Source organism: Paenibacillus sp. J2L1-98 (genome assembly GCF_056269405.1).
The window spans coordinates 722,948-737,281 of sequence record NZ_JBWDNW010000001.1 but is presented as its reverse complement, the minus strand read 5'-3'; the positions used below and the strand labels follow the sequence as shown (position 1 = coordinate 737,281).

At 46.1% G+C, this 14,334-nt stretch carries 13 protein-coding genes; 8 read left to right on the top strand and 5 right to left on the bottom strand.

Annotation, left to right across the window (positions count from 1 at the left end; genetic code table 11):
* Window positions 1-235: 235 nt before the first annotated feature.
* The 5 genes from AC0YNZ_RS03435 (at window position 236) to AC0YNZ_RS03415 (ending at window position 5,964) form a co-directional block, all read left to right on the top strand.
* Window positions 236-1,558 (top strand): ABC transporter substrate-binding protein, encoded by a 1,323-nt coding sequence (locus AC0YNZ_RS03435; protein WP_475825262.1) that lies wholly within the window; start codon window positions 236-238, stop codon window positions 1,556-1,558.
* A 60-nt stretch (window positions 1,559-1,618) separates the two neighbouring features.
* On the top strand, window positions 1,619-2,560 hold the full coding sequence (locus AC0YNZ_RS03430; RefSeq protein ID WP_475825261.1) for a carbohydrate ABC transporter permease: 942 nt from the start codon (window positions 1,619-1,621) through the stop codon (window positions 2,558-2,560).
* Window positions 2,561-2,572: 12 nt separating this feature from the next.
* On the top strand, window positions 2,573-3,415 hold the full coding sequence (locus tag AC0YNZ_RS03425; protein WP_475825260.1) for a carbohydrate ABC transporter permease: 843 nt from the start codon (window positions 2,573-2,575) through the stop codon (window positions 3,413-3,415).
* Window positions 3,416-3,449: 34 nt separating this feature from the next.
* Window positions 3,450-5,450: a glutaminase family protein gene (locus AC0YNZ_RS03420; protein ID WP_475825259.1), complete on the top strand. Its 2,001-nt coding sequence runs from the start codon at window positions 3,450-3,452 to the stop codon at window positions 5,448-5,450.
* Window positions 5,451-5,595: 145 nt separating this feature from the next.
* The gene (locus tag AC0YNZ_RS03415; protein WP_475825258.1) at window positions 5,596-5,964 is read left to right on the top strand and encodes an MmcQ/YjbR family DNA-binding protein; all 369 of its coding nucleotides are present in this window, start codon (window positions 5,596-5,598) and stop codon (window positions 5,962-5,964) included.
* 122 nt (window positions 5,965-6,086) lie between these two features.
* Here the strand turns inward: AC0YNZ_RS03415 and AC0YNZ_RS03410 are convergent, their stop codons facing one another.
* Complete coding sequence (locus tag AC0YNZ_RS03410) at window positions 6,087-6,704, bottom strand: HAD-IA family hydrolase (protein ID WP_475825503.1); 618 nt, start codon at window positions 6,702-6,704, stop codon at window positions 6,087-6,089.
* Window positions 6,705-6,828: 124 nt separating this feature from the next.
* Window positions 6,829-7,488, bottom strand: coding sequence for a TetR/AcrR family transcriptional regulator (locus AC0YNZ_RS03405; RefSeq protein ID WP_475825257.1), 660 nt, complete (start codon window positions 7,486-7,488; stop codon window positions 6,829-6,831).
* Between the two features lie 282 nt (window positions 7,489-7,770).
* Between AC0YNZ_RS03405 and AC0YNZ_RS03400 the strand changes: the two genes are divergently transcribed.
* The 3 genes from AC0YNZ_RS03400 (at window position 7,771) to AC0YNZ_RS03390 (ending at window position 9,991) form a co-directional block, all read left to right on the top strand.
* Window positions 7,771-8,613, top strand: coding sequence for an SDR family NAD(P)-dependent oxidoreductase (locus AC0YNZ_RS03400; protein WP_475825256.1), 843 nt, complete (start codon window positions 7,771-7,773; stop codon window positions 8,611-8,613).
* 180 nt (window positions 8,614-8,793) lie between these two features.
* Complete coding sequence (locus AC0YNZ_RS03395) at window positions 8,794-9,156, top strand: YmaF family protein (RefSeq protein ID WP_475825255.1); 363 nt, start codon at window positions 8,794-8,796, stop codon at window positions 9,154-9,156.
* A 97-nt stretch (window positions 9,157-9,253) separates the two neighbouring features.
* Window positions 9,254-9,991: a class I SAM-dependent methyltransferase gene (locus AC0YNZ_RS03390; RefSeq protein ID WP_475825254.1), complete on the top strand. Its 738-nt coding sequence runs from the start codon at window positions 9,254-9,256 to the stop codon at window positions 9,989-9,991.
* Window positions 9,992-10,637: 646 nt separating this feature from the next.
* Here the strand turns inward: AC0YNZ_RS03390 and AC0YNZ_RS03385 are convergent.
* From AC0YNZ_RS03385 to AC0YNZ_RS03375, 3 genes are all read right to left on the bottom strand, one after another.
* Window positions 10,638-11,549: a YVTN family beta-propeller repeat protein gene (locus tag AC0YNZ_RS03385; RefSeq protein WP_475825253.1), complete on the bottom strand. Its 912-nt coding sequence runs from the start codon at window positions 11,547-11,549 to the stop codon at window positions 10,638-10,640.
* Between the two features lie 229 nt (window positions 11,550-11,778).
* A complete protein-coding gene (locus AC0YNZ_RS03380) occupies window positions 11,779-12,528 on the bottom strand; it encodes a response regulator transcription factor (protein ID WP_475825252.1) in 750 nt (249 codons plus the stop codon).
* Complete coding sequence (locus tag AC0YNZ_RS03375) at window positions 12,525-14,252, bottom strand: cache domain-containing sensor histidine kinase (protein ID WP_475825251.1); 1,728 nt, start codon at window positions 14,250-14,252, stop codon at window positions 12,525-12,527. The genes AC0YNZ_RS03380 and AC0YNZ_RS03375 overlap by 4 nt, the downstream gene beginning before the upstream one ends.
* Window positions 14,253-14,334: the final 82 nt, after the last annotated feature.

Sequence of the window (14,334 nt, the reverse complement as noted above, 5' to 3'; positions counted from 1 at the left end):
GGAGGCACTGGCAATGCCATTCATTACATAAAATCGGTAACAATCAAAAAAATGAGAAAAAACTGTTGACGAATCGATTTAACTCTTATAGAGTTTAACTTACCGGTACCGATTAACGTTAATGCTGCGAAATAGTAAGAGGGAAAGGAGCATGTTTTTGCATTTTACCAACTTTTCCAATAAGTATAGTAAGCGATAACATTCGTTTCTTATTATTTTATCGAGGGGGATTTCTATGAAACGTACTAAACTGTATACAGTTGTACTAGGGATGCTGCTTGTTTTGTCATTAATGTTAAGCGCTTGCTCGTCAGGCAACGGCGGTAATACGGATCCGAAAAATGAAAACGCTTCAAATACAACCGCTCCCGGCGAGAAGGTGACAATCACCTATTGGAATATGTTCGGTGGGGGTGACGGCGTGATCATGAACAATCTGGTTAAAAAATTTAACGAAGAACATAAGGGCCAAATCGAAGTCAAGGCTTTGACGCAGGATTGGGGCCAATTTTATACGAAGCTGCAAACAGCTGTTTCAGGCGGCAACGCGCCTGATCTTGCAATATCCCACACGTCCAAATTAAGCGAGTTGGTGGATCTTGATATCATCGAACCATTAAACCCTTACATAGATTCGATGGGGATTGATATAAGCGGATTCAATAAAAACATGCTGAACGCGACGGTGTTTGACGGCCAGCAGTATGCATTGCCGCTTGACGCTCATCCGCTCATCCTGTATTACAACAAAAAAATTCTGCGTGAGTTGAATTTGCTGGACGAGAATGAGAAACCGATCATCGAACCTGGTCCCGAAGGATTCACGAGCTTCCTGCAAAAAATCAAAGACGGCGCTCCAAAAGGCATCGTGAATATGCTGCTAAACTCTACTGGTGAAGATCCATACCGGGTATGGTGGGCGCTCTACAATCAACTGGGCGGAGAGGGAATGTTTGATGAATCAGGCCAAAAGGTGACGTTGAACAATCCGCAGGGCAAGCAGGCCGCAGAATATCTCAGCAGCATGTTCGTGAGCGGCTTGATACAGAGAAACATGCCAAAAATCGGCGAAACGTTTCAAGCGGGCAAAGGTGCCGTAATGCCGTCAGGCGTTTGGTTTACCAGCACGCTGGAGGCAACAAAAGGATTGGAGTTCGGAGCGATTCCTTTCCCGCAAATCTATGACAAGCCTGCAACATGGATTGATTCGCACAACTTCATTCTGCCGGTCCATAAGAAAGAGAAAGACGAAAACAAGGTAAGAGCTGCAATGACGTTTGCCAAATGGGTGACGGACAATGCTGCCGAGTGGTCTAAGGCCGGACATATTCCACCTTCCACGACGGCTGTAGAGTCGGAAGCATTCAAAAGTCTGCCATATCGCCAAGATTATTTGCAGGCAGGCAATGACGGCGTGTACTTGCCGAGATCTCCGAAGATGTGGCCGGCGAAAGACCAGCTCGTCCAAGCATTGGATACGATTTGGTCTGGTAAAGCTCCTGTCGATAAAGGATTGGATACGGCCGTACAAAGCATGGAAAAAATCCTAAATCGGTAATAAATCCACTCGCATCGGGGTTACGGTAACGTAACTCCGATGCACTATTGGAGGTGAATCATGAACATGAATACGGCAACGTTAACGGATGCGAAACTGGTTGATATGTCGATAGGCAAGCGCAAAAGAAAGTTGTACAACGAATTGTTGGCGACCGGTTTTCTTGCTCCTTATTTCTTTTTCTTTATCCTCTTCTCGATCATTCCGATTTTTTATGGACTGTTCGTCAGCTTTCACGATTGGACGCTTAGCGGCAAGGAAGGGTTTGTCGGGCTTCAAAATTACATTTATGCGCTTAAGGATTCGGATTTTTGGGCGTCCTTGTGGCATACGACCTATTTCGCTTTAATCTCTACACCATTTATGATCATAACGCCTTTCCTGCTCGCTTTGATTCTCGATTCTAAGGTGAAAGGCAGGACGTTCCTGCGGACCGTATTTTTTATGCCCACGATATTGTCGGTCGCGGTGGTCAGTTTTATCTGGATATTCGTCCTTGCGCCATACTCCGGCTTGGTCAATACGGTACTGCATAATTTCGGCATCCTTAGCCCGGAAACAGAAATTTTCTGGTTGAATGAACCGCATTTTGCTTGGATTTCCATCGTCATGATCACGCTTTGGTGGACGCAGGGCTTTAACATGATCGTGCTGCTCGCAGGGCTGCAGGATATTCCCGCCGATCATTACGAGGCGGCCACATTGGATGGGGCAAATGCGTGGCAAAGGCTCAAATTTATCACATTACCTGCGATGCGCGGATTAATCGTTCTAATCACCGTGCTGCAGGTTATCGCATCCTTTAAGGTTTTCGGCCAGGTGTGGCTCGTCACGCGCGGCGGACCCGGCAATGAAACCCGAACGATGATTCAATATATTTATGAAACAGGCTTTACCGCCAACGATCTTGGATTATCGTCCGCGATGTCATTTATTTTCTTTATTTTTCTGATTGTGCTTTCATTTATCCAGTTTAAAATTTTCGGTAAAAAAACGGATTAAGGGGAAGAAGAGATGAATGAATTCGCTGGATCCAAAAAGTGGACTGTTCCGAAAATTTTGTTATACATTGCGGCTTACGGTTTGGCAATCATCTTTATTGTTCCGGTTATCTATATGATATTTACTTCGCTAAAACCGCAAGGAACCGCTATGGGGGATATGATCGACCGCTTTTTACCCCCGTTTTCGCTCGAGAACTACTTTTATATTGTTGAGAATGCGCCGGTTATCAAATGGACGATGAACAGCTTGACCATCGCCGTTATCGTTCCCGTACTCAGTTTGACAATGGCTTCCTTGGCTGCGTTTGCGCTCTCCAGAATCGATTTCAGTTATAAGAAATTAGCCTTCTGGCTCATTCTCAGCGGCATGATGATTCCCGGAGAAGCGACAATCGTTTCCTTGTATATGGTTGCCAACAGCTTGAACATTCTCGACTCTTATGCGGCACTTATTCTACCCGGCCTTGCAGGACCGCTTGGCGTGCTGATCATGAAGCAATTTTTCGACGGGATGCCGAATGAGCTGGTGGAGGCCGCAAAAATGGACGGCTGCAGCCTGTTTCGGGTTTGGTGGAATATTTTTATACCGTTATCCAAGCCGGTGTTGTCTACTTTGATGATCTTCGCTTTTCTGGGAAGCTGGAACGATTTCTTATGGCCGTTTCTTTCCATTCAATCGGAAGATTTGTTTACGCTGCCGATCGGCATTCCGTTTTTCATGAGTTCCTATAACCAAGACGAAACATTGCCAATGACGGTGAATGCGTACGCTTCGGTTCCGATCATCATTATTTTTATTATTTTCCAAAAGAATATTGTAAAGGGCGTTACCTTATCCGGCATTAAAGGTTGACCATACTATTACTTATTAAGGGAGAATAAAAACAATGGCACAACATTTCAGACCCCCTGCAGTCCCGCTGGTAACGGTCGATCCATATTTCAGCGTATGGTCTGCCGCCGATAGCCTAACCGATACCCATACCACACATTGGACGGGCAAACAGAGCAGAATGACCGGCATGATTAGAATCGACGGACGAACGCGGCGGTTTATGGGGTTGACGGAGCTTGGCGAAGGAAGTGATTTCCTAGAACCGGATGCCATGAAGCAAACGAATCTGGAAGTGACCGCGACGTCCAGCAAATATACATTTGAAGGGGATGGCGTTCGACTGGAGGTTGATTTCACTACGCCGCTGCTGCTTGACGAACTGGATCTATTATCGCGGCCGGCTTCGTACGTTACGTTCCGTGTTCAATCCGCCGACGGAAAACCCCGCGATATAAAAATTTATTTGGATGTTACCGGCGAATGGTGCGTCAACACGACGGATCAGAAAGTTGTATGGTCGCGCGAAACGATTGGCAGCGGGATCGAGGCGCTGCGCATGGGGAGTGAACAACAGCCTGTGCTGCAGCGGGTTGGCGACGATGTGCGGATCGACTGGGGGTATGTTTATCTGGCCGCTTCCAAATCTGATAGAACGATAGCAGCGATCCAATCTTTCCGGATGCGCAGGCAATTTATCGAATCGGGAGCTGTAAGTCTACAGGATGACGAGCGTGAGCCGCGCGCCGTGGAAGATGATACGCCGGTAATGGCCATGCTATTCGATTTTGGCGCAGTTAATAGTACGGTGCAATCGCAATATGCGGTGCTCGCATACGACGACGTTCAGTCCATCGAATATTTCAACCGGCCGCTGGTTGCGTATTGGCGGAGGAACGGCATGTCATTCGAGGATATGCTTGCCGCCGCATTTACTCAGTACGATGAAATCATTAGCAAATGCGAAGCGTTTGACCGGGAATTGCAGCAGGAGAGCCTGGATGCGGGCGGATCGCAATATGCGGATATCCTTTCGCTTGCATATAGGCAGGCGATCTCGGCGCACAAACTGGTCGTAGACGAGAACAACAAGATTCTCTTTTTGTCCAAGGAATGCTTTAGCAACGGCTGCATCGGCACGGTGGACGTTAGTTATCCGTCGATTCCGCTGTTTTTGCGGTACAATCCCGAGCTTGTCAAAGGTATGCTGCGGCCAATTTTCCGGTACGCGTCCAGCGAACAGTGGCTGTTTGATTTTGCCCCGCACGATGTGGGCTGTTATCCAAAAGCAAACGGCCAGGTATACGGCGAGAACAAACTCGAATACCAAATGCCGATCGAGGAATGCGGCAATATGCTGATTATGGCGGCCGCCGTTTGCCTGTCCGAGCAGAGCGCGGATTTTGCGGAGAAGCATTGGGGCTTGCTGACGAAATGGGCGAATTATTTGATAGAAAACGGTCTTGATCCGAACAACCAGCTGTGTACGGACGATTTTGCCGGACATCTTGCCCATAATGCAAATCTTTCGATTAAAGCGATCATCGGCATCGGAGCGTATGCCACTTTGTGCAGGATGCACGGGAAAACGGAAGACTTGTCGCGTTATTCCGATGCGGCCAAAGAAATGGCGACACAGTGGATGGCGATGGCTGCAGCGGGCGACCATTACAAATTGACATTCGACAGTGCGGAAGATACATGGAGTTTGAAATATAATCTTGTATGGGACCGTCTTTTCGGGCTTGGCTTGTTCCCGGGCGACATAGTGGCGAAAGAAATCCCTTATTATTTTGCCAAACAAAACCGGTACGGCACGCCGCTGGACAGCAGGAACACTTACACGAAGTCGGATTGGCTAGTATGGTGCGCTTCGATGACGGAATCGAGGGAAGATTTTGCGAAAATGATCGCGCCGCTCTGGGATTCGCTGCATGAATCGCCCAGCCGTGTTCCCCTCACCGACTGGTACGATACGGTCACGGGCGAGCAAGTGGGCTTCCAGAACCGGACGGTTGTCGGCGGGTTTTATATGCAGCTGTTACATCCGTTTTAACGGGAGATCGTGCATTTGATGCAGGATCGGGAAGCGGCGGAGATACTTAAGGATAAGCTATTGTTGGCATACTCTCATGAAGAAGGAGAATACGTTTGTCATCACGAAAGAAGCAGCACAAGGAATAATCTTTAGGAGGGCATGTATGGCGAATGATAGGGGTGGAATGAAAACGCCTAAGGGTATTAAAATGCTAGAGCAGGTACGCAGCATCAGTAAGGCGCTGCCTGAGGTCGTTGAGTTGATTGACGGACATGGGCATAATACGTTTAAAGTAAAAGACAAGTCGTTTATTATTATGAGCGACCACGGAATCACCTTCAAGTCGGATCTGGAGAACCAGGAGATTTTATTGCAGCAGGATCGGTTTTTCAAGCCGGCCTACATCGGTCATCGTGGCTGGGTGTCTATTAGTGATCCTAAGGACTGGGAAGAGATGGGCGTCCTGCTTAAAGAAGCATATATGCGTGCTGCGCCCAAACGTCTGATGATGCAGTTAAAGGCAAACGAATAGTAGAAGGATGCTGCTTTATTGATTTCCTTGAGTAGTTATTTACAATAGTTTTATTAAGAGGGTGACATTTATGTTACCCTCTTTTGTTGTAAGACGTCACGATCCTCCAAAATAACGTATAATTATACTCCTTTGCGAAGAAGATCGGCGAAGGCTTGAGGAGAATCACATAAGAAGTCCGGTTTTGCTGCAGCCAGTAAATGGACAGAATCAAATCCCCACGTCACCGCAACGCTCTTCACACCAATTTTTTTACAAGCTTGAACGTCTCGCAGCTCATCGCCAACGTAAAGCATTTGATTACGATCAATCTGAAACCTTCGAGCCATATTTGTAATAGCTTTATGTTTTCCAAAAAGATTAGTGGCTGAATGGATGAAGTCGAAGACGGTTAATTCGTGAACATCAAGAAACATCTGAATATTTTCAGTTGTGTTTGATGAAAGAATCCCTAACGAATAACCATTGTCTTTAAGTTCAAAAAGAATTCCCCGTATTCCTGCCACCGGTTGAAGGCCAACGACTCTTTTTTTATACTCGCGTTTCGCTTCAATAATTAAAGCCGGAAGCTTATGCAGGGGGACGTTTAAAGCTCGTAAACGAGCAGGAATCGATAAGTCCGATAGATGGGCAATATCTTTTTGGTCGATCTTTCGACCGCCATACTTTCCGGAAAGCTCATTAAAAAGTTGGATAGCCAATAATTTCGATTGCACAATCGTCCCGTCGAAGTCAAAGATTAGATATGGTTTTATAATTACTCACCCAATTTCCTTTATGTGGATACTGTAGGGGATCCATAATAAATAAGCGTCGACTGCCACAGGTCAACGCTTATTTATTCGATCGGATCAAGATCACCCTTTAGGTGCTATGATCCGGCAGCAGCGAGCCGACAAGCAAAGACAATGTTTGCCTGTATACTGCATGGGCCGATTGTACATCCCCCAAGTGTCCGCCCATGTAAAGATGAATAACGCCGTGGAGCGAGGCCCAGACTATACGCACAACGGATTCCGCGTCATACTGGCCGGGAATCAGTCTTTGCTCTTGCGCATGGCTGATTAAGGTCAATAATTGCCGCATGGCTGTAACGGTGCCATGCAGGCTTTCCTCATCCGGTTTGAAATCTGCGAAGGCTCCTCCGAACATCAGCTTATAATAGCTGGAGTAACGCTGCCCGAAATCCCAATAGGTTTCGCCTATATTCAGCAAATATTGTACCGGATTAGCAGCCTGCGGCGTCCGCTCGAATTCGTTAGCGAGAATCTTACAACCCTCCAGATACAATTGCTGAGCCAGCCCCTCTTTATTGACAAATAAGCTGTAGATGATTTTTGTCGAGCAATCCATTTTCTGCGCTACTTTACGTACCGTAACGGCTTCCGGGCCCTCTTCCTGCAAGAGTGTTGCCGCAGCATCAACAACGAGCCTGCGGAGATTTTCAATATTTTGCAAGCGAGCCTCTTGGTAAGTTTTCAAAATTCGTGTATTCGCATTGGAGGAGATATCCTGCTCGCTCATAATCATCACCTTCGGTTATTATGTTTTCGTCAGGAAACAAAGTTTCTTGCTCTCTTATCAGGAATTTTATACAGTTGATGGGCAGTTGTCAACGAGACATCGGCTGTTCAAAGATCGTATTGACTTTCCAGAAAAGGGATATTACAATGAACCTCAACAGAAACAGTGTTACCGAAGTGGAATAACGATTCCCTAATTTCTTAGGTATTGTGGATTGTTTTCGGACATTTGGCAACATTGTTTCTTCGATATAACATTGTATCCGAAAAGGAGAGTTGTTCTATGACAAGGCAAGGAAAATGGGCGCTCGTCACGGGAGCATCTTCTGGTATTGGCGAGCAATTCGCGAGACAATTGGCCAAACAAGGCAGCCATTTGGTACTCGTGGCAAGGTCGAAGAGCAAGCTTGAGAGCCTGGCATCAGAGCTCAGAAAGAGGCATGGCATCAAAGCCGAGGTGATCGCGATGGATCTTGCGAAAGAGGGTGCACCCAGCGATTTGTATCAACAATGTCAACTTTTGAAAGTGGATATCGAACTGCTGATCAACAATGCAGGTTTTGCTACACATGGTTTGTTTGAACAAGTATCAGGTGAGCGTCAGCATGAAGAGGTAATGCTCAATGTCGCCGCTGTTGTCGATATGACCCACTTGTTCTTGCCGGACATGCTGCGCAAAAGCTCAGGTGCAGTTATCAATGTTGCTTCAACCGCCGGATTTCAACCACTTCCCTATATGGCCGTATATGGGGCGACGAAAGCTTTCGTCTTGTCGTTTACTCAAGCATTATGGTGGGAAAACCGCAACCGCGGCATAAAATTTTTTGCACTTTGCCCCGGATCGACGGATACCAGTTTCTTTAATGTCGTAGGGGCGGAAGAAGCTTCCGTCGGAAAGAAAGACACTCCGGAAAGAGTTGTAGAGGTTGCGCTTCGCGCATTGAAGGAAGGGAAGCTGTATGTCGTTCCGGGTGTTCAAAATTATTTAGGGGCACAGCTATCACGATTCATGACGCGAAAGCAGGGTCTTCGGCTTGTTGGAAGCATGCTTCGTCCGCGCGTAGGGTCCGGCAATTATAAGAATACGGGTAATCAATCTGATCTTACAGGGAGGACAATTCGATGAGAGCTATACACTGACAAACTTCGAACTAATGAGCACAAAGCGGAACGGTGAAAACAAACTTATAAAATATTACAAGAACCGTTGATAACTGCCTAGCACATATACTTGTTTGCCTTAATAGGATGTTGTGGGTCACAAAATGTATTGTGGGTCACGTAATCATTAGGAGGCATGCAATGGATGTATAGGAAAAAAACGGGATTAAGGAAGAAAACGAGAAGCTGCAAAAAAGTACAGCGGCACGTGCATGAATTTGAAGGCAGTACTCAACTGGCTGAAGAAGGCGATGACCGGCATAACCATCGCTTTGCAGGCGTTACAGGTCAAGCGATTCGAGTAGGGAAAAGCCATGTCCATGAAATTGATCTAACGAACACGGATTTCTTTAACCATTTTCATAAACTGAAAAAGATTCGAACAGGGCCGGCTATTCCGGTCGGAAATGGCAAACATGTACATTTTGTAACAGGCCAAACGACATTTAATGATGGTCATGTTCACCCATTTAAGTTCACAACATTGATTCAAGCACCGCTTGTTTAATCATCAGGAAAAGGCAGCCAGTTTTGGCTGTCTTTTCTCCGCTATAATGCGTTAGTATAGATTTAACATCGTTTAGAGAATAGGAGACGTGGATCTGATGAAACAAAACAAATATGATGATTCAAATTTCTTTTCGGCCTATAAGCAAATGCCGCGTTCCATCCATGGACTTGAAGCTGCGGGAGAATGGCATGTGTTTAAATCATTATTGCCGGAGCTGCGAAATAAACATGTTCTTGACTTAGGCTGCGGTTATGGCTGGCATTGTCGATTTGCGCGCGGGCAGCAAGCAAGTTCAGTCGTAGGAGTTGATATTTCTGCAAACATGCTTCAAAAGGCGCGTGAACAAACAGATGACCCTGCCATTTCATACATACAATTGCCGATTGAGGACATTGATTTCTCTGATTCACCATTTGATATAGTTATCAGTTCATTAGCTTTTCACTATATTGAATCATTCCAAGCAATTTGCAAGAAGGTACATAATTGTCTAAAGCCGGGTGGAGCTTTCGTTTTTTCCGTAGAGCATCCAATATTTACTTCCCGAAAGGAACAGGATTGGCATCTCGATGAGCAAGGAAACCGCCTGCATTGGCCGGTCGATCATTATCAGTCGGAGGGAATGCGAAAAACTTCGTTTTTAACAGATAATGTAATGAAATATCATCGTACAATCTCAACCTATATGAATGACTTAATCGGTGCTGGATTTGCGTTGAAAGCCATTAAGGAACCAATGCCATCCGATAAGATGTTGGCAAATGATCCGGCGATGAAAGATGAAATTCGAAGACCGATGTTCTTGATTATTTCAGCAGAAAAAGTCACGTGAGCTTAGCAAGCATGGAGGCAAAGGAATCTTAGGAAGATGAAGCTACTTCTTCTTATGTCGGTATTTATTGGAGGATTTGGCCGAAACAGTACCGGTTTCCGAAGCTTTATTCGCATTCTGTGCCGGCCCGGCGCACTCGACAGTACTTGATTCGCTAGTAGAGCCGTCAGCTCCGGTGGTAGAAGTAGTGATTATTTTTATATTTAAGTTTGCTACATCTCCAAATATAATCGTTCCTGCGTTGTTAACGATGACGACCCGTCCGATTTGGCATCCCATATAAGTTAGCATTCCTTTCTTTCGTTACGATTCGAGGCGGCATTAGCCGTGCCTGCTGCTTATTCTCTATTCTATGATCGGACGGTCTCATAGGTATTGGCACTTCATAGAGTTACAGAAGCCTTTTTATGAAAGGTTAGCTCCTACTCAGACGATAAATAAGGACAAATGTTTCGGAGGGTATTCCGTTAAACTACCCGTTACTTCAATAAAAAAGGAGCCGCATCAAAGCGAGCTCCTCTACTTTCGTTTCCCGTTAACTTAAGAATCTTACCCACCAGAACGCCGATCACACATGCAGTCATCTTTCATTTACGCAATGAGCCAGGATTACCCCAAATCGTACTATTAATGTTTTCAATGCCATCTATAAAGGGATAATAGCAAGCCCAGATGCTGCATTTCCTACTTTTATCGTCTTAATAACCTTATTATCCCTAATTCTTATAACAGAAACTGAATTTTCTCCAAAATTAGCAACATAAGCATATTTACTATCTTGTGTGATGGCTACAATACCGGGTTTGATCCCCACCGGAATGGTAGCTATCACCTTGTTATTTATTTGTTTTATGACGGAAACCGTGTTATCCCCTTCATTACCGACGTAGGCAAATTTATTGTCAGGGGTTATGGCTACACCGATCGGTTTACGTCCAACTTGAATCTTTTTTAGGATCCTTCGACTATGAATACCTATAACCAAAACATTATTATCCGTGGTGACATAAGCTAATTTGCGGTTCATCGTGAAAGCAATTTGATCCGGGCCGACGCCGGCTTTTATCGTATCGATAACCTTGTTGTTTTTCACATTGAAAATAGAAATCGTATTGCTGTCGTGATTACTTACAAATCCTAAAGTTCTTAAGCCGCACTTCTTAGGAGTAATGGTTACTCCTACCGGGTTTTTTCCAACCTTTATCGTTTTAACGACTCTTTGTTTCTTTATACAAATTACTGAAACGGTATTGTCAGCCGAGTTCGTAACATAGACGAAGTTTCGCGATGTACCTACATCCGATGGAGCGTTTCCGACCCGGATGGTGCGGATAATTGTATTTGATTTTCTTTTAATTACTTGAGCGGTGTTATCGCTTTTATTGACAACATAAGCATACTTCCTATCGGGTGTAACAGCAATCTCAAAAGGTCCACGACCGGTCTTGATTGTTGCCTTGACCTTTTTTGTCCGGGTATCAATCACCGACACGGTATCATCGTTAAAATTCGTGACATAAGCGAAATGAAATGATGGCGAAGGTCTACATGCGGTCAAAGGATTAACCCTCCTTTTTTATGGCTTAATCTAAGCTATTAATTTGCTTAAAAGAGTGGCACGGCCATTTTATAGATATTTGCTCCTACGCTTGAGCGCGGGGATGGTAATGTGCGATCCGTCAGGATGTGGCTTCATCCAGGGAAGCGTAAAAAGAGACTATCACCGGTCATAGACCTTCTGTGATAGCCTCTTCACTATGAGCTAGCTCCGGCCTCCGCCGTCACGCTCACTTCTTCAACCGGAATTCGTTAGGGGTCATGCCGAATTGCTTCTGAAATACTTTGGCAAAATACTTCGGATCGACATAGCCGACCTGTTCGCATATTTCGTATATTTTGAGACCCGAATGCTTAAGAAGTTCACACGCTTTCTCCATCCTAACCTGAGTCAAATACGAGTTGAAGAGCAGACCGCTCTCACTTTTGAAAATTTGTCCGAAGTAGTGTGCCGTCAAATGGACGGTCGCTGCCACATCGGAGAGCGAGAGCGGAGTATGCAGATTATCTTGGATAAAATGTTTCGCTTTGCGTACGATTTCCTTATGATACGTCAGCGGGAGCTCGGGCTCAATGGCATCGCTGTCGGCTCCGTTTTTTGGACGGCTTGGTGCTAAAAGACGATCTACGTTCTCGAGAAGCTCATCGGTGTCGATAGGCTTCAAAATATATCCTTTGGCCCCGTATCTCAGCGCTGTTCTTACATAGGTGAAATCTTCATACCCGCTAATCAGGATAACCTCAGTATTTGGCATTTCTTCGTAAATGTATTGAAGCAGCTGCAGTCCGTCCATATCCGGCATGCGGATATCGGATATGACGAGCTGGATCGGCTCCGCCTCCAAATAACGAATAGCGTCGTATCCGTTGTGGGCGATGCCGACGACCTCGATATGCCTCTCGTCCCATTCTTCCATCGAGCTTAAACTGTCCGCAATGATCCATTCATCATCGACGATCAATAGTTTTATTTTCTTCATGTCGGCCCCTTCCTCGGCAGCTTGAACGTCACGGTCATGCCTTGCCCTCGTTCGCTTTTCACGTGTATGCCGTAATTCGGCCCAAAATACAGCTTAATGCGCGATTGTACATTAAATAAACCTACTTTTCCATGATGCTTAGCCATCTCGACCGCCCGGTGCTCCAGATCGTTATTCAGTTGCCCAATTGCCCCCGCATGCATGCCGACGCCTTGGTCGCTGACGCTGATGTAAACGTCATCGCCGTCCCGCCAGCCCTTCACCTCAATTTTCCCTGCATGCTGCTTCGGATCGAGTCCATGAATGACGGCGTTCTCAATGACGGGCTGCAAAATCCATTTGATCGTATACAGCTCAAGCAGCAGCGGATCGATCTGAATGTCGTACTCAAAGCCTTCCTTCATCCGCAGCTTGTGAATTTCGAGATATTGGCGCGCGTAAGCGACCTCTTTCTCGATCGGAATCATATCTTCGAAGGTGCTGATGCTCATCCGCAGCAGCTTGCCGAGCAGAACGATCATCCGGCTGATTTCCTGCTGCTTTGTTTTGCGGGCCAGCGAATTAATCGATTCCAGCGTGTTGTACAGAAAATGCGGATTGATCTGCGACTGCATCGCGGTCACCTCGGCGCGGCGCTTCTGATCCTGCTCTTCGTACACCTGTGCAACCAAATCTTGAATACGGCTCACCATCGTGTTGAAGCCGTGGCCTAGCGCGCCGATCTCATCCCGTGATCTGCCTTGATAATGAACGTCGAAGTCGCCCCGGCCAACCTTTCTCATCAGATTGCGGAGCTGCAAAATAGGCTTGGAAATTCTGTCCGATAAAATGAGCGAAACGATCACGCATACGACAATGCTGCCGATCGTAATCGAGTGCGCAACCTGACGGAGGCCGTAAATCGGCTTGTAGAGCTCGCTTTTTAAAAAATAGGCTGTAAAATTCCAATCCGTCGTTTTGTCGTAGCGCTGAATGAGAAAGTAATTATGCTCCAGACGTTTGTAATCTTCCTCTACAAAGAGACCGGCGGGATACGGGTATAGGATTTCTCCGACCCGGTCGGTAATAATAACACCGGAAGCGTAATCGTTGTATATGTCGCCCATCAGGAAAATGTTTTTCAACAAATCCCGCAGCACTTCGATTTTAAAATCGATGATCAAAATACCATGAGCTTCGGACTCTGGGTTACCGATGCTGCGGATGAATGAAAAGACGGGTTGAGCCGGCTCGCGAGCGCTATAGGAACGGTCGTGCATCTGGGAAATTGAATACAAACCCGTCTTGTCCTCGCTAGCAGCAAGCCATTGAAAGTCGCTTTGCCGGGTGGCGTCACGACGTAATTCATAGCCGTAAGCATGGATGAGACCGCGGTCGTTAATCAGCGTCATCCCGATATTTTCCGGGCGAATCGCATGTGTAGCCGACAACAACCGATCCAAATCGGGGACTAATGCTTGTCCGGCTGCGGCGTCCGGCGCGATTAAGAAAGCCGAAACGTTCGGATCCAGGGCGATCGCATCTCCCATGCGCCGCATATCGGCAATGTAAAAAGATAACGTTTTCAGCTTTTGATCAAGTATATTGATCGTTTCCCTTTGGAGCTTCTCATTCAGCGTACGTTCGGAGCCTGATAGCGTAAATAAGCCCGACAGCATAAGCGGTATGGTCGAAAGCAGCAGGAACGATAAAAGGAGCTTGGCAAAAATCGAGTTCCTGAACATCTGGTGCGATACCTCCAGCCTGCAACAAGGCTTATCTAGTAATGTAAGTATACCTTAGCAAAACATGCTCAATTCAGGCAAC